This window comes from uncultured Adlercreutzia sp. (assembly GCF_958431955.1).
Lineage (GTDB): Bacteria > Actinomycetota > Coriobacteriia > Coriobacteriales > Eggerthellaceae > Adlercreutzia.
Window position 1 is genome coordinate 79,225 of record NZ_CAUASN010000003.1, and the last position, 14,170, is coordinate 93,394.

Below are 14,170 nucleotides of genomic sequence, written 5' to 3' on the forward strand. Positions count from 1 at the left end.
TTGGTTGAAAGGCGCATGTTTGCATGGCTGACTGGACGATAAAATCTGCTCTGGAGTGGACTGAGGGGTATCTGACCGAGAAGGGGGATGAGAACCCGCGGTTGTCGGCGCAGTGGCTCTTGTCCGAGGCGACGGGGCTCTCGCGCATGCATCTGTTCGTCAACTATGATAGGCCGCTCTCCGAGGACGAGCGAGGGACGCTGCGCGAGTTCGTGCGGCGGCGCGGGGCGGGGGAGCCCTTGCAGTACATCACCGGTGAGGTGGCCTTTCGCCATATTGCGGTGAAGGTGCGGCCCGGGGTGCTCATTCCGCGGCCTGAGACCGAAGTGCTCGTGAGCGAGGTGCTGGCGACGCTGCCCGCGCCCGGTCGGCGCGAGGCCCAGTGGAACGCTGAGGCCGCCGAGCAGGAGCGCGAGGCCGTTGCCGCTGTGAAGAAGGCTCTGGAAGAGGCGGGAGAGGCCCTTGCCGAGAACCAGCGGCCCTTCAGCTTGGAAAACTCGGCCTCGGACCATCCGGGTGGGCTAAAGTCCGCCCCTGCGGAAGGCGCCGCACCCGGCCGCCCCATAGGGGACGGTTCCGAGACTGGGGGAGGTGATCCTGGAGGGGACGGTTTCAGCCGTCCCGCAGCGGCCGGGGAAGTCGCAGGGTGCACGGCCGATCATCCCGCATCGGCTGGCAGCGCCGCAGAGGACGCGCCCGTGCGCCCTCTGCTGGTGGCCGACCTGTGCACCGGATCCGGCTGCATCGCCTGCTCGCTGGCCTACGAGCATCCCGATGTGCGCGTGATCGCCACTGATATCGAGCCTAAGGCCGTGGCACTCGCCCGCGAGAACGCCGACGCCCTGGGACTTTCCGATCGCGTGGCCGTGCTGGAATGCTCGCTTGGCACCGGGATTGGCGAAAAGCGCATGGGCACCTTCGACGCCGTGGTTTCCAACCCGCCCTATGTGCCCACCTCTGTACTGGCCGACATTCCCCGCGAGGTGGCCGATTTCGAGCCGGCGCTCGCGCTGGACGGCGGGGCCGACGGGCTGGATGTGTTCCGCCCCCTCGTGGCATGGGCCGCACGCGCTCTAAGGGCCGGAGGCGTGCTCGCCTGCGAGCTGCACGAGGGGCACCTGGAGGCCGCCCGCGCCGTGGCGGAGGCTGCGGGCTTCGCCGATGTGCGCATCGTGGACGACCTGGCCGGTCGTCCCCGCGTGCTGGTGGCGCGCAGACGGTTCTGATTGCCCCTCGTCCGAGGGCGTGTGCGAAAAAGAGCCCCTTGATTGCGAAAAGTCGCCGTTTGCGCGGCCGCATTCGGTGCTCGGTGCCTGTTTTCCGGGAAAAACGGGGAAAATAGGCTCGAAAGACGCACGTTGCGCCGTTTTCGGGGCGACTTTCCGTCATTAGGGGGCCGAATTCTGCTCAAGTGGCCTTCTTGTGGCGACTTTCCGTTATCGGATGGCCGAATTCGGCGCTGGTACCCTCCTTACGGCGACTTTCCGTTATCGAGAGACGCTCGGCGACAATGGGGCTACGGCGGCAATGGGACAGAGAGGAACGCGAATGGCGATCGAGAATTTGCGGGACGTGCTCAACGAGGCGCAGGCGGTGATGGAGGAGCGGCTCGGGGGCTTCAAGCCCGAGGTCGGCCTCATCTTGGGATCGGGCCTGGGCCCTCTGGCCGAGCGCATCGCCGATCCCGTCTTCATCCCCTTCGGCGGGGTGCCCGGCATGGGCACGTCCACGGCCTCGGGCCATGTGGGGCGTTTCGTGGCGGGCATGCTCGGCGGCAAGCGGGTGCTCGCTATGCAGGGGCGCCTGCACGGCTATGAGGGCTATACGGCCCAGGAAGTGGCCTTTCCCGTGTGGCTTATGGAGCGGCTCGGCGTGGGCATGCTCATCACCACCAACGCCGCCGGAGCCATCAACGAGTCGTACCGGGTGGGCGAGTTCTGCATCATGGCCGATCAGCTGAACTTCACGGGGCGCAACCCCGTTACAGGCACCGAGCCCGACGCCATGGCGATGCGCTTCTTCTCCATGATGGATGCCTACGACCCAGCGCTGCGCGCGCTGGCCCATCGCGTGGCCGATGAGCGCTCCATTCCCGTGCAAGAGGGCGTGTACCTGGGGCTGTTGGGTCCCTCCTTCGAGACGCCGGCCGAGATCCGGATGTTCCGTGCCTGGGGCGCCGACACCGTGGCCATGTCGGTGTGCGAGGAGGTCATCGCCGCGCGGCACGTGGGGATGCGCGTGCTCGGCATCTCGCTGGTCAGCAACATGGCCTGCGGGGTTGAGGGCGCAAGCCCCTCGGATGAGGAAGTGCACGAGGTGGGCGTGGCCCGCCAGGAGGACTTCTGCCGCCTCATCGAGGGGATTTTGGAAGCCCTGTAGGACTCGGCTCGGGGGAGCTTTTAGGCCAGGGCGATGGTGCGGATGTCGCGGGGCACGTCGGCGCCGGCGTACAGGATGCCCTCCTCCACGAGCTCGGCCCCGATGGCGGCGTAGCCTGCGGCAGCCTCGCGGTTGCCCTCGATCTCCTCGGGCGTGAGCGCGCGGCGCACCTTCGCGGGCACGCCCACCACGAGCGAGCCCTCCGCCACAACCATGCCCTCGGTGACGAGCGCCCCGGCGGCCACGAGCGAGTTGTCGCCGATCACGGCGCCGTTCATCACCACGGCGCCCATGCCCACGAGCACGTTGTCGCCGAGGGTGCAGCCGTGCACCACCGCCCCGTGCCCGATGGTCACGCCGCGGCCCACGATGCAATCCTGATCGTAATCGAGGTGCAGGCAGCTGTTTTCCTGCACGTTGGAGCCCTCGCCGATGCGAATGCGGCTGCCGTAGTCGCCGCGCAGGGTGGCGTTGAACAGGATGGTGGCGTTCTCGGCCACTTCCACGTTGCCCACGAGGGTGGCGTTCGGCGCGATGCGGCAGGCGGGATGCAGTTTCACGTTGCGGTAGGTCATGGCGTCTCCTTCGGCGGGGGAATGGGCGCGCCGGCGGCCGGCGCGATGCGATGTTCGCTTGCTTTCCCTACCTTAGCGCTCCCGGCGATCGGAGGAAACACCCAAACTGCCCGAACCGTTGCGTTCGTGCTCGCGCACCGTGTCGAAGGGGCCGATCTCGTAGCCTGCAGGCGCGGGATCCGCTGCCGCGGGGATGCCGCGCCCGAAAGCTGCTAGGCGGCGGACACCTCGTAGGCGGCCAGGGCGGCGCCGGTGATGTCGTCGAAACTCCAGCTCTTCGCCGTGCGCGCCGCGCTGGTCGGATCGTGGAGCACGATGCGGCTGTTGCCGTCGATGTCGTCGAGGACGACGACGCTGGCCACGGGGGCGAAGGTGTCGGGCTCCGTCACGACGATGACGGGGATGTTCGAGACGATGGCCCGGCGCAGGGCGTGGTCGTCCACCTCGATCAGCTTCAGCGAGAGGCCGAACTCGGAGGCCGCCTCGGCGAGGAAGGTCTGCACCGTGTCGGCACCGGCGGCCGTCAGGTCGTGGTCGGTGGCCCACTGGGCGAAGTCCGCCGGGGTCTTGGCGGTATCTCCCGTGACGGCCACGTAGGCCATGGCGAAGCCTGTGGGCGCCGCACCCGCTTCTCCCAGGGTCGCCTGGCCGTAGGGGATGTCAGCCCAGGCGGCATCGGCTTGGTACAGGGAGGGTATCTCGCCGGCCTTCCACTGACTTGCTGGAGTGCTCGTCGGCGCGGCCGTCTCGGCGGTCTCGTAGGGGGAGTTGGCCGAGGCGGTGGCGGGCGCCAAGCAGAAATAGGCCGCGAGGGCCGCCAGCGTGAGCAGGAGGGCCGCCCCCGCCGCCGCGACGGCGAGCGCGAGCCCGCGGTGGGCGCGCATCATGGCGGGCAGCCCCACGGCGCGCAGTTCGTCCCAGTCGGAGCGGTCGGTAACATAGCCGCGGAAGGCGCGCCACGAGGGCGCGTCCAGAGGATAGGCGCCCCGGCGGGCCCGGGTGGCGATGACGGCATCGGCCTGCACTGCGCCGCCGTCGGGGGAGAGGGGCTCGCTCGTGGCGGGGAGCACCCGGCCGCGGTCCCGGCGCGCAGGCGCGGTCGCCGGGGTGGGCCCCAGGGCGTCCCGGGCCGCGGCGGCGGCTTTGCGGACGGCGGCGAAGGGTGCCGGCGACGCGCTCGCGGACGGCGCCTTCTCCGCCTCCGCGCCGCCTGTCGTCGGAGTGGCGTGCGGGGAGTCGGCCTTGGTGCCGCGGCCCTCGCGGACGGGCAGGGCCTCCTTGAGTCGGGCCGCCGCGCCCGCCATCCAGCCTGTCGCCCTCTCGCGGGCCTCGGCTAAGGTCTCGCTGCGCTGCGCCGCGGCGGGGCTCTTCCGGCGGTGCACTCTCACGGTAGTCGTCGCGGCCATGGTCCCTATCCTCTCTCACGGCGCGGATACAGTCACTTAAAAGGATACGAACTGCCCGCGTAGCGCCCGTGACAAGCTGTCAACCGTCACCGGGCGGAGAGTGACTTGTCGCCGCCCCGATACCCTGCCGTTGCGTGCTGCGGGGCGCTGTTTCCGTTCCGTTGGGAAAAAAGTTGAGCATTTCGCCTTGCGTTGGGCGGGGGAAGGGGTATACTGCGCAGCCAAGTTCATAGCGCAAATGCGTTGACGAGGACCAGTAGGGGCCAAGCCGTCTGACAGCAAGCCTGCGGAATCTGCGAGCAGGCGTCGGCCGTTCCGAACAAGCCCTCCGAGCAGTTTGGTGAGAACGACGCCCGTACTGCCGGCTTACCGCCGGGTGCGGGTGCGCAAGTAGCACCGGATCGGCGACACCGTCATATGTCGAGGCTCTTCTGCGGCCAGGCTCGTCCTGGTGCAGGCTGGCTTATTCCGGACCCGGTGCGAAAGCAGCGGGTTTTTTGTTTGCCGGAACACGACCCGGCACGGGAAGAAAGGAGAGCCTATGGCACTGCGCAGCGACCAGATCAAGCGCGGAGCGGCCCGCGCGCCGCACCGGAGCCTGCTGAAGGCCGACGGCATCACCGACGAGGAGATGGAGCGCCCCTTCATCGCCGTTGTCAACGCGCGCAACGACATCATCCCCGGGCACACCCACCTCGATAAGATCTGCGAGGCTGTGAAGGCCGGCATCTACATGGCCGGCGGCGTGCCCTTCGAGATCTCCACCATCGGCGTGTGCGACGGCATCGCCATGAACCACGACGGCATGCACTACTCGCTCGTCAGCCGCGAGGTCATCGCCGACTCGGTGGAATGCGCCGTGGCCGGCCACGCCTTCGACGGCATGGTGTGCATCCCCAACTGCGACAAGATCGTGCCCGGCATGATTCTGGGTGCCTTGCGGGTGAACGTTCCCACCGTGTTCGTATCGGGCGGCCCGATGCTGCCGGGCGTGGCGCCCGACGGCACGGCCACCGACCTGAATACGCTCTTCGACGGGGCGGGGAAGGTGGCTGCCGGCACCATGACCGAGGAGGAGCTCGCTTACTTCGAGGACACGGCGTGCCCCACCTGCGGCAGCTGCTCGGGCATGTTCACGGCGAACTCCATGAACTGCCTGTGCGAGGCCCTAGGCATAGCCCTTCCCGGCAACGGCACGGTGCCCGCGGTGTACTCCGAGCGCATCCGCCTGGCCAAGCGCGCCGGCATGAAGGTGATGGAGCTCGTGGGCGAAAACGTGTGCCTGAAAGACATCCTGAGCGCGGCGGCCGTGCACAACGCCATGGAGTGCGACATGGCCTTCGGCGGCTCCACCAACACGGTGCTGCACCTCACGGCCATCGCGAATGCGGCGGGCTGCCCCATCACCATGGACACGTGGGACGCCGCGAGCGCCCGCACGCCGCATCTCGTGAAGCTCGCGCCTGCCGGGCCGCGTCCGCTCATCGACCTGTACCGCGTGGGCGGCGTGCCGGCGGTTATGGGCGAGCTCGGGTGCCTGGGCCTGCTCGACGAGAGCGCGCTCACCTGCATGGGGCCCTTGCCCGACTACCTGCGCGAGTGCTGCCCCGTCCCCGACGGCGAGGTGTGCCGCACTGGCGCGAACCCCTATTCGCCGGTGGGCGCCCTGCGGGTGCTGCACGGCAACATCGCTCCGGATGGGGCCATCGTGAAGAAGGCGGCCGTGGATGCCTCCATGATGCGCCACACCGGCCCGGCTCGCGTGTTCGAGTCGGAGGAGGAGGCGTGCGCGGCCATCAACGGCGGCGCCATCGCGCCCGGCGACGTGGTGGTCATCCGCTATGAGGGCCCCAAGGGCGGCCCGGGTATGCGCGAGATGCTCACGCCCACCTCCGCCATCTGCGGCATGGGGCTCTCCGACAGCGTGGCCCTTATCACTGACGGGCGCTTCTCGGGCGCCACCAAGGGCCCGGCCGTGGGGCATGTGAGCCCCGAGGCGGCCGCGGGCGGCCCCATCGCGCTCATCCGCGAGGGCGATTCGGTCACCGTGGACATCGAGGGCGGCCGATTGACCTTGAACGTGGACGACGACGAGCTGGCGCGCCGCCGGGCGAGCTGGCAGCCGCCCGCGCCCAAGCACGACCACGGCGTGCTGGCCAAGTACGCGAAGCTGGTGTCTTCCGCCGATAAGGGGGCGATCATCCAATGACCGAGACCGAGAACAGGGAAGAGGCACGGCCTGTGCGCCGCAGCGCGGCATCCGAGGGCGCGTGCCGCGGCTTGGGAAGCCGCACGGCGAAGCAGGGAGCCACCATGCTCGGCGCCGAGGCGGTGGTGGCGAGCCTGGAGGCCGAAGGGGTCACGACCGTGTTCGGCTACCCGGGCGGCCAGGCCATCAAGCTCTACGACGCCCTGTACGACTCCGAGCAGATCACCCACGTGCTCGCCCGCCACGAGCAGGGGGCCGTGCACATGGCCGACGGCTACGCGCGGGCCACGGGGCGGCCGGGCGTGGTGATGGTCACCTCGGGGCCGGGCGCCACCAACACCGTCACGGGCATCGCCACGGCCTACATGGACTCGGTGCCGCTCGTCGTCATCACCGGCCAGGTGGGCCGCGGGGTCATCGGCACCGACTCGTTCCAGGAGTCCGACATCGTGGGCATCACCATGCCCGTGGTGAAGCACTCCTACCTTCTGCAATCCACCGACGAGCTCACCCGCACCATCCGCGAGGCCTTCCACATCGCCGTCACGGGGCGCCCCGGCCCGGTGCTCATCGACATCCCGAGCGATTTGGCCGGCGAGGAGATGGTCTTCGAGTACCCCGACGAGGTGAACTTGCCCTCTTACAAGCCCACCTACCGCGGCAACGCCAAGCAGATCCGCACGGCCTGCCGTCTTCTGGAAGAGGCCGAGCAGCCGCTTCTGTATGTGGGCGGCGGCGTCGTCTCCTCGGGGGCCACCGAGGAGCTTGTGGCCCTCATGGACGCCATGCAGGTGCCGGCCGTGGTCACCCTCATGGGCAAGGGCGGCGTGCCGGCGAGCCACCCGCTGAACCTGGGGCCGGTGGGCATGCACGGGGCGAAGTACTCGAACATGGCCATGACCGAGGCCGACCTCATCATCGCGGCGGGGGCCCGCTTCTCCGACCGCGTCACCGGGCGCGTCTCGGAGTTCGCCCCCAACGCCAAGATCGTGCACATCGACATCGATCCGGCCGAGATCGGCAAGATACGCGACGCGGACGTGCCCATCGTGGGCGACCTGAAGGGCGTGCTCGCCGGCATGCTGGAGTGCCTTGCCAAGGACGGCGCGGCCCCGCGCGACGGCCAGTGGGTGGCCGACATCGCCGCCTGGCGGGAGCGCTACCCCTTCTACCACCCCAACATGGCGGTGAACGAGGAGGAGGGCGAGATCGTCCCCGAGCTGGTCATCGCCGAGCTCGGGCGCCAGCTTGATCCGGCCGCCTCCGTCGTCACCACCGAGGTGGGCCAGCACCAGATGTGGGCGCACCAGTTTCTGCACCGCGAGCTGCCGCGCACCTTCATCTCCTCGGGCGGCCTGGGCACCATGGGCTTCGGCTTCCCGGCGGCCATCGGGGCCGCGGTGGCGCGCCCGGATGCCACGGTGGTCTGCATCGCCGGCGACGGGTCGTTCCAGATGAACTCCCAGGAGATGGCCACCGCCGCCATCAACGGCGTCCCCGTCAAGGTGATGATCCTCGACAACCGCTGTCTGGGCATGGTGCACCAGTGGCAGAAGCTGTTCTACGAGCGGCGCTACTCCCAGACCCTTCTGGAGCCGGTGCCCGACTTCGTGAAGCTCGCCGGCGCCTACGGCTGGGAGGGCGAGCGCGTGGAGGCGCCCGGCGAGGTGGCCGGGGCCATCGCCCGCATGCTGGCGGCACCCGGCCCCTACCTTCTGGACGTGGCCATCTCGCCCGAGCAGAACGTGTACCCCATGGTGGCCCCGGGCGCGGCCCTCGACAACGTCATGGGCGCCATCGACGTGGCCGTGGGCGCCGTGCGCACCGACGTGCCCGCGCCGGCCGACGGGGCATCCTCGCCCTGCGCGAAGCTGGACGCCCAGTTCGGCGGCCGCTGGGAGGTGGACCCCGAGGACACGGGCGCGCGTCTGGGCCAGGACGGCTCCACGGTGGACGTGGCCCCCGAGGATTGGAAGACGCTCTTCCGTCCCGATACGGAGAAGAAGGGAGGCGCGCGATGAAGCACGTGCTGTCCGTCCTGGTGGAGAACCGCCCCGGCGTGCTCTCCCGCGTGACCGGCCTCATCTCCCGTCGCGGCTTCAACATCGAGTCGCTGTCGGTGGGACCGACCGAGGATGTCACCATGTCGCGCGTCACCGCCATCGTCATGGCCGACGACGTGGCCTTCGAGCAGATCACCAAGCAGCTGCACAAGCTCATCAGCGTGCACAAGATCACCGATCTGACCGACGAGGGGGCCATCGAGCGCGAGCTGGCGCTGTTCAAGGTGTGCGCCCCGCCCGAGCGGCGAAGCGAGGTCATCGAGATCGCCAACATCTTCCGCGCGAAGATCGTGGATGTGGGCCGCACGACGCTCACCGTGGAGGCCACCGGCGACGACGCGAAGCTCACGGGCCTGGAAGACCTGTTCCGCGCCTACGGCATCAAGGAGATCGTCCGCACCGGCAAGATCGCCCTGTCGCGCTCGAGCCGCGATTAGAACCCGTTACCGAACATCAGCCAACGACGAGAAAGGAAACCCATGGCTGTCACCATCTATTACGAGCAGGACTGCAACCCCGACATCATCAAGGGCAAGAAGATCGCCATCATCGGCTACGGCTCCCAGGGCCACGCCCATGCGCTGAACCTGAAGGACTCCGGCTGCGATGTGCGCGTCGGCCTGCGCGAGGGCTCGGCGTCCCGAGCTGCCGCCGAGGAGGCCGGGCTGCGCGTGTGCGACATGGCCACGGCCGCCGAGGAAGCCGACCTCATCATGATCCTCGTGCCCGACGAGCTGCAGCCGGCCGTCTACGAGGAGTTCATCGCCCCGCACCTGAAGGCCGGTGACACGCTCGCCTTCGCCCACGGCTTCAACGTGCACTACGGCTACATCACCCCGCCCGAGGACGTGGACGTCATCATGTGCGCCCCGAAGGGCCCCGGCCACATCGTGCGCCGCCAGTACACGCAAGGCTCCGGTGTGCCCGATCTTATCTGCGTGGCCCAGGACGCCACGGGCAGCGCCTGGGACACGGCGCTCTCCTACGCCTGGGGCGTGGGCGGGGCGCGCGCCGGTGTCATCAAGTGCACCTTCGCCCAGGAGACCGAGGAGGATCTCTTCGGTGAGCAGGCGGTGCTCTGCGGCGGCCTCGTGGAGCTGGTGAAGGCCGGCTTCGAGACGCTCGTGGAGGCGGGCTACCCGCCCGAGCTCGCCTACTTCGAGTGCTACCACGAGATGAAGATGATCGTGGACCTCATGTACGAGAGCGGCATCCACTTCATGAACTACTCGGTGTCCAACACCGCCGAGTACGGCGAGTACTACGCCGGCCCCAAGGTCATCAACGAGCAGAGCCGCCAGGCCATGCGCGACATCTTGGCCCGCATCCAGGACGGCACCTTCGCCCGCGAGTTCGTCGAGGACTGCAACAACGGGCACGCATGGCTCTTGGAGCAGCGCGAGGCCATCAACACCCATGAGATCGAGAAGACCGGCGAGCGCATTCGCTCCATGTTCTCCTGGGATAAGTAGATTCTGCTTGCCTGGGCGGCCCTACGTGGGCTTCCTGAGGCGAGCCTCTGGGCAGATATGCTCATGACCAGGTAAAACAATCCCTGTCACGTAAACGCGTGACAGGGATTTTTACGTCTTACGTGACAAAATCACGGTTCTGCGTGATAGCCAGGCGGCGGTTTCGAAGGCATAGTGGGCAGCGTTGAAACGCAAGCAACCGTGAAGCGCGGCGGAGGGAAATAGCCGGCCGGCTTCGAAGCAAAGAAGGAGATTTTCCCTATGAAGATTCTTGGACTGGGCGTTCCCGAGCTCGTTATCATCCTCGTCGTGGTGCTGCTCATCTTCGGGCCGAAGAACCTGCCCAAACTCGGCGCCTCCCTCGGCAAGACCGTGAAGAGCCTGCGCGAGGGCATGGCCTTCGACAAGAAGGACGACGAGGAGCTCGAGGAGGTCGTGGAGGTGGTCGAGGACGAGCCCGCGCCTGCCGTGGCCGCCGCCAGCGCGACCGAGGTGAAGACGGTGAAGAAGGTCGTCAAGAAGAAGGCCGAGTAACCGCTTTCCCGATAAGCTGTGAGGAAGGGAGCCTCTTTGCGGGGCTCCCTTTTTCGTTGCGCTAAAATAGACGGATACCGGTATTGGATATTCGCGAGAGGGGAGGGCCATGGGCGCAGGAATGCTGCCGCGGGTGCGGCAGGCGCGGCTCGCCATCATCGGCTTCGGCTGCAACCAGGCTTTCCTCTTCGCCATGCTGTACCTCGGCTCCTATAACGAGGGTTCCCAGCACGGGTTTTTCGTCGACAGGGCCGATTTGCTCTGCGTGCTCGCCGCCATGGCGGCCGCCTTCGCCCTCATGATGCGCTCCCGCCCCCGCGCCGTGCTCATGGCCGCGGCCGAGAAGCTGGCCGCCTGCCTCGCGGTGCCCCTGGTTTTGGCGCTCTTCGCGCTCGTGGCCCTGCGCGCGGCGCTGCCCGCGGTGCCCTGGCTCGCCTTCGCCGTGGCCGAGGGCATCGTCGCCGGGGTGCCCTTGGCGCTGCTTTTGTGCCTGTGGGGCCGCATGCTCGGCGAGGCGTCCATCGACCAGTCGGTGCCCGAGGTGTTCATCGGCAGCGCGCTCGGCGCCGCGGTGTGCTTCTTCGTCGTGGCCGTGCCGGTGGAGGGAGCCTACACCGTGCTCTACGCCCTGCCCGCGGGAAGCGCCTGGGCCCTGCGCGCCCTCGGCGCGGTTCCCGCCGCCGGCGAGGGCGCGACGGCGGATGCGGGGGAGGTTCCGGCAGCCGGAAGCGGCGCCCCGGCGGCCCGCGCGGCCGACGCGACGGGCGGGGCCCCGTCGGAGGAGGCCGCCAAGCTCTCCGGGCGCATCGTGGCCGGCACCGTCGTCTACGGCGTGGCCACCGGGGCCGTGGAGGCCCTGGCCGCCAGCGCCGAGTACTCGGCCTACGCGTCGCTTTCCGTCACTTTCGTGCTGTTCGTGCTGTACTGCGCGGCGGCCCTGCAACTGTACGGGGGCCGGCCCCTGTCGGCCGGGGTGCGCGCGGTGCTGCCCGCCGGCAACGGGGCGGAGGTGGGGCCGTTGGGCGGCGCCTACCGGCTGGCGCTTCTGCTCATGGTCGGCGGCTTCGTGGCGGTGCCCCTGCTCGAGAGCGTGGGCGTGTCGGGCGTGGCCGTGGTGCTCGCGGGCTACCTCGGCATCTTCTCGGTGCTCATCTCGCTGTTCCTCATCATGGGGCGCATCGCCGGGCGCGACAGCGTGCGCTCCTTCGCCCGCGGCTTCGCGGCCCTGTTCTCCGGCGAGATCGCCGGCGTGCTCCTCGGCGGCGTCATCGGGGCGGTGCCGGGCACCTTCGACACCTCGGCGGCGCTCGTGGCCGCGGCGGGGGTGGCGGTTATGTACGCCTACCTGTTTTTGTTCACCGAGCGCGACATGGCGGCCCTCTCGGTCGTGGTGGCCCAGACCGATCGCTTCGAGGAGGCCTGCGCGCGCATCGCGAGCGTGGCCAAGCTCTCCAAGCGCGAGGCCGAGATCCTGCCTTTGGCCCTGCGGGGCCGCACCGCCGAGCGCATCGCCAGCGAGTTCTTCATCTCTAAGAACACCGTGGACACGCACCTGCGCCGCATCTACGCGAAGTGCGGCGTGCACACCCGCCAGGAGCTCATCGACCTCGGCGAGCGCACCGAAAGGGAGCTGTCGTGAGCGTGGGCGAGGCGCACGGTTTCTCGTTCAGCGAATTCACCCAGGCGGGCTTCGTCTCCGACGCCGCGCCGTCTTCGGGCGGCGGGGCGGCCGGCGCGGCGGGCTCCCGCATCGAGGAAGGAAGTCTCATGGAGGTCACCCTCTACTCCGACGGCAGCTCCCGGGGAAACCCCGGTCCCGGCGGCTACGGCACCATCTTGCGCTACAGGGCGCCGTCGGGGGCGGTGCACGAGAAGGAGTTCTCCGAGGGCTTCTCCTGCACCACGAACAACCGCATGGAGCTGCTCGGCTGCATCGTGGGCTTAGAGGCGCTCAAGCGCCCCTGCACGGTGACGGTGTACTCCGACTCGCAGTACCTCGTGAACGCCTTCAACCAGAACTGGGTGGCCGGCTGGCTCAAGCGCGGCTGGAAGAACGCGCAGAAGCAGCCGGTGAAGAACGTCGATCTGTGGAAGCGCCTCCTGGCGGCCAAAGAGCCCCATACGGTGACGTTCGTCTGGGTGAAGGGGCACGCGGGCCACGCCGAGAACGAGCGCTGCGACGCGCTCGCCACCGCCGCCGCCGACAACCCCGCCTGCCATAAAGAGGATACGGGCTTCAAAGGCTAGGCGAGGTCGGCGCAGTAGCTGCGGGGGTGGATGAGGCGGCCGCTTTCCGGGAACAGGTGGGCGTAGATGGCCATGAAGTAGCTGTCGGTCATGGACGCCAAGTAGTCCACCACGATCTGGTTGGGCTCGCCGGCCAGGTAGGCCTCGGGCGTGACCGAGCGCGACTGGGCCGCCAGGCGCTTCACATGGTGGCGGAAGATGGGGGAGTCCTCCCGCCCGCGCACGAGGTCGTCCAGAAGGCGCGCGTACATCTCCTCGAACATCTCCTCCACGATGTTCTCGGTCGCGTCTACCATGCCCTCGCGCTCGTAGATGATCTCGTAGTTCTGGCGCTTGGCCCGCTTCAGGTCGGCGAAGATCTCCGGGCTCATGGCGATGCGGTCGCGCCCGTAGGAGTTGTTCACGATGTCCACGGTGAGGTTGTTGATGATGGCGGCGTTCGTGACGCCCATGACGTCGCTCTCGAACACGTCGTAGGAATCCAGCACGCCCATGGCCACGGCGTCCTGGCGGTCCTTGCCGATGTAGGCGATCATGTCGGACACGCGCACCACGCAGCCCTCGAGCGTGGAGGGCCGCAGGGTCTTGATGACCTGCTCATCGGCGTTGCAGGCGGCCACGAGCGCATCGAGCTCGTCGAAGGTGGCCGTGGCGCCGACCGAGAGCACCTGCTGGGCGAACTCGCCGTTGTGGCAGAGCACGCCGTCCAGGGTCTGCAGCGAGATGTTGCGGCGGTACAGGTCGTCGAGCACGCGCACCGAGTGCACGTTGTGGTTGAAGTAGCGCCCCGTGCGCGCGTGGTAGCAGGCCGACAGGAAGCGCTCGCCGGCGTGCCCGAAGGGGGTGTGGCCCACGTCGTGGCCCAGGGCAATCGCCTCGATGAGGTCGGTGTTCAGGCCCAAAAGCGCGCCGATGCCCCGGGCGATGCGGCTCACGAGCTGCACGTGCAGCCCGCGCCGCGAGATCTCGTCGTTCTCGGCGAAGGAGAACACTTGGGTCTTGTCGGCGTATCGGTTGTAGGCCGGGATGTTGAGCACCTTCTCGATGTCGCGCGCGAAGGCCGGGCGCGTGAGGGTGGCCGCATCGTGGGGAAGGTCCTCGCGCCGGGTGATGGCCGCGTCGTCGAACCGGTAGGGGGACAGCGTGCCGGTCTCGCGGTCCTCGCGGATGGCCTCTTCCACCAGCGGGTCCAAGGTCAGATAGGGGGTGCGCGCAGATGCCATGGTCGCTCGCTTTCTCGCTCATCGTCGTTTGCGGCCTATTGTAGTGTCTGAAACATTTGTTT

The 14,170-nt window shown here is 68.5% G+C and carries 12 protein-coding genes; 9 read left to right on the forward strand and 3 right to left on the reverse strand.

Annotated elements, in window-relative coordinates; translation table 11 throughout:
• The first annotated feature begins 23 nt into the window (after positions 1-23).
• Positions 24-1,226, forward strand: coding sequence for a HemK/PrmC family methyltransferase (locus Q5064_RS01900; protein ID WP_302961804.1), 1,203 nt, complete (start codon positions 24-26; stop codon positions 1,224-1,226).
• 322 nt (positions 1,227-1,548) lie between these two features.
• Positions 1,549-2,379 carry a purine-nucleoside phosphorylase gene (locus Q5064_RS01905; protein ID WP_302961806.1) on the forward strand — a complete coding sequence of 277 codons (831 nt, stop codon included), beginning with the start codon at positions 1,549-1,551 and terminating at the stop codon, positions 2,377-2,379.
• Between the two features lie 20 nt (positions 2,380-2,399).
• On the opposite strand, the gene Q5064_RS01910 is transcribed toward Q5064_RS01905, so the two are convergent.
• Both Q5064_RS01910 and Q5064_RS01915 read right to left on the reverse strand, forming a co-directional pair.
• On the reverse strand, positions 2,400-2,954 hold the full coding sequence (locus tag Q5064_RS01910; protein ID WP_302961807.1) for a gamma carbonic anhydrase family protein: 555 nt from the start codon (positions 2,952-2,954) through the stop codon (positions 2,400-2,402).
• Positions 2,955-3,166: 212 nt separating this feature from the next.
• Complete coding sequence (locus tag Q5064_RS01915) at positions 3,167-4,360, reverse strand: hypothetical protein (RefSeq protein ID WP_302961808.1); 1,194 nt, start codon at positions 4,358-4,360, stop codon at positions 3,167-3,169.
• A gap of 541 nt (positions 4,361-4,901) precedes the next feature.
• Here Q5064_RS01915 and ilvD point away from each other — a divergent pair.
• From ilvD to rnhA, 7 genes are all read left to right on the forward strand, one after another.
• Positions 4,902-6,569 (forward strand): dihydroxy-acid dehydratase, encoded by a 1,668-nt coding sequence (ilvD, locus tag Q5064_RS01920; RefSeq protein WP_302961810.1) that lies wholly within the window; start codon positions 4,902-4,904, stop codon positions 6,567-6,569.
• A complete protein-coding gene (gene ilvB / locus Q5064_RS01925; protein ID WP_302961812.1) occupies positions 6,566-8,590 on the forward strand; it encodes a biosynthetic-type acetolactate synthase large subunit in 2,025 nt (674 codons plus the stop codon). Before ilvD ends, ilvB begins: the two co-directional genes overlap by 4 nt.
• Positions 8,587-9,069 (forward strand): acetolactate synthase small subunit, encoded by a 483-nt coding sequence (gene ilvN, locus Q5064_RS01930; protein WP_302961814.1) that lies wholly within the window; start codon positions 8,587-8,589, stop codon positions 9,067-9,069. Before ilvB ends, ilvN begins: the two co-directional genes overlap by 4 nt.
• Before the next feature lie 42 nt (positions 9,070-9,111).
• Positions 9,112-10,104 carry a ketol-acid reductoisomerase gene (gene ilvC / locus Q5064_RS01935; RefSeq protein ID WP_302961816.1) on the forward strand — a complete coding sequence of 331 codons (993 nt, stop codon included), beginning with the start codon at positions 9,112-9,114 and terminating at the stop codon, positions 10,102-10,104.
• 261 nt (positions 10,105-10,365) lie between these two features.
• Entirely contained in the window at positions 10,366-10,638 is a 273-nt protein-coding gene (gene tatA, locus Q5064_RS01940; protein WP_302961818.1) for a twin-arginine translocase TatA/TatE family subunit, read from the forward strand.
• Positions 10,639-10,747: 109 nt separating this feature from the next.
• Positions 10,748-12,277, forward strand: a complete 1,530-nt coding sequence (locus Q5064_RS01945) for a helix-turn-helix transcriptional regulator (protein ID WP_302961820.1) — start codon at positions 10,748-10,750, stop codon at positions 12,275-12,277.
• A 128-nt stretch (positions 12,278-12,405) separates the two neighbouring features.
• Positions 12,406-12,885 (forward strand): ribonuclease HI, encoded by a 480-nt coding sequence (rnhA, locus tag Q5064_RS01950; protein WP_302961882.1) that lies wholly within the window; start codon positions 12,406-12,408, stop codon positions 12,883-12,885.
• On the opposite strand, the gene Q5064_RS01955 is transcribed toward rnhA, so the two are convergent.
• Positions 12,882-14,108 carry a deoxyguanosinetriphosphate triphosphohydrolase family protein gene (locus Q5064_RS01955; protein ID WP_302961821.1) on the reverse strand — a complete coding sequence of 409 codons (1,227 nt, stop codon included), beginning with the start codon at positions 14,106-14,108 and terminating at the stop codon, positions 12,882-12,884. The two genes, rnhA and Q5064_RS01955, sit on opposite strands and share 4 nt — an antisense overlap.
• Between the last annotated feature and the right edge of the window lie 62 nt (positions 14,109-14,170).

Bases quoted from the DNA above. Each gene is read 5' to 3' on its own strand.
- Q5064_RS01945 (WP_302961820.1), top strand. From the start codon at position 10,748: ATGGGCGCAGGAATGCTGCCGCGGGTGCGGCAGGCGCGGCTCGCCATC.
- Q5064_RS01915 (WP_302961808.1), bottom strand. From the start codon at position 4,360: ATGGCCGCGACGACTACCGTGAGAGTGCACCGCCGGAAGAGCCCCGCC.
- Q5064_RS01955 (WP_302961821.1), bottom strand. From the start codon at position 14,108: ATGGCATCTGCGCGCACCCCCTATCTGACCTTGGACCCGCTGGTGGAA.
- Q5064_RS01910 (WP_302961807.1), bottom strand. From the start codon at position 2,954: ATGACCTACCGCAACGTGAAACTGCATCCCGCCTGCCGCATCGCGCCG.
- ilvB (WP_302961812.1), top strand. From the start codon at position 6,566: ATGACCGAGACCGAGAACAGGGAAGAGGCACGGCCTGTGCGCCGCAGC.
- tatA (WP_302961818.1), top strand. From the start codon at position 10,366: ATGAAGATTCTTGGACTGGGCGTTCCCGAGCTCGTTATCATCCTCGTC.
- Q5064_RS01905 (WP_302961806.1), top strand. From the start codon at position 1,549: ATGGCGATCGAGAATTTGCGGGACGTGCTCAACGAGGCGCAGGCGGTG.
- ilvN (WP_302961814.1), top strand. From the start codon at position 8,587: ATGAAGCACGTGCTGTCCGTCCTGGTGGAGAACCGCCCCGGCGTGCTC.
- ilvD (WP_302961810.1), top strand. From the start codon at position 4,902: ATGGCACTGCGCAGCGACCAGATCAAGCGCGGAGCGGCCCGCGCGCCG.
- Q5064_RS01900 (WP_302961804.1), top strand. From the start codon at position 24: ATGGCTGACTGGACGATAAAATCTGCTCTGGAGTGGACTGAGGGGTAT.
- ilvC (WP_302961816.1), top strand. From the start codon at position 9,112: ATGGCTGTCACCATCTATTACGAGCAGGACTGCAACCCCGACATCATC.
- rnhA (WP_302961882.1), top strand. From the start codon at position 12,406: ATGGAGGTCACCCTCTACTCCGACGGCAGCTCCCGGGGAAACCCCGGT.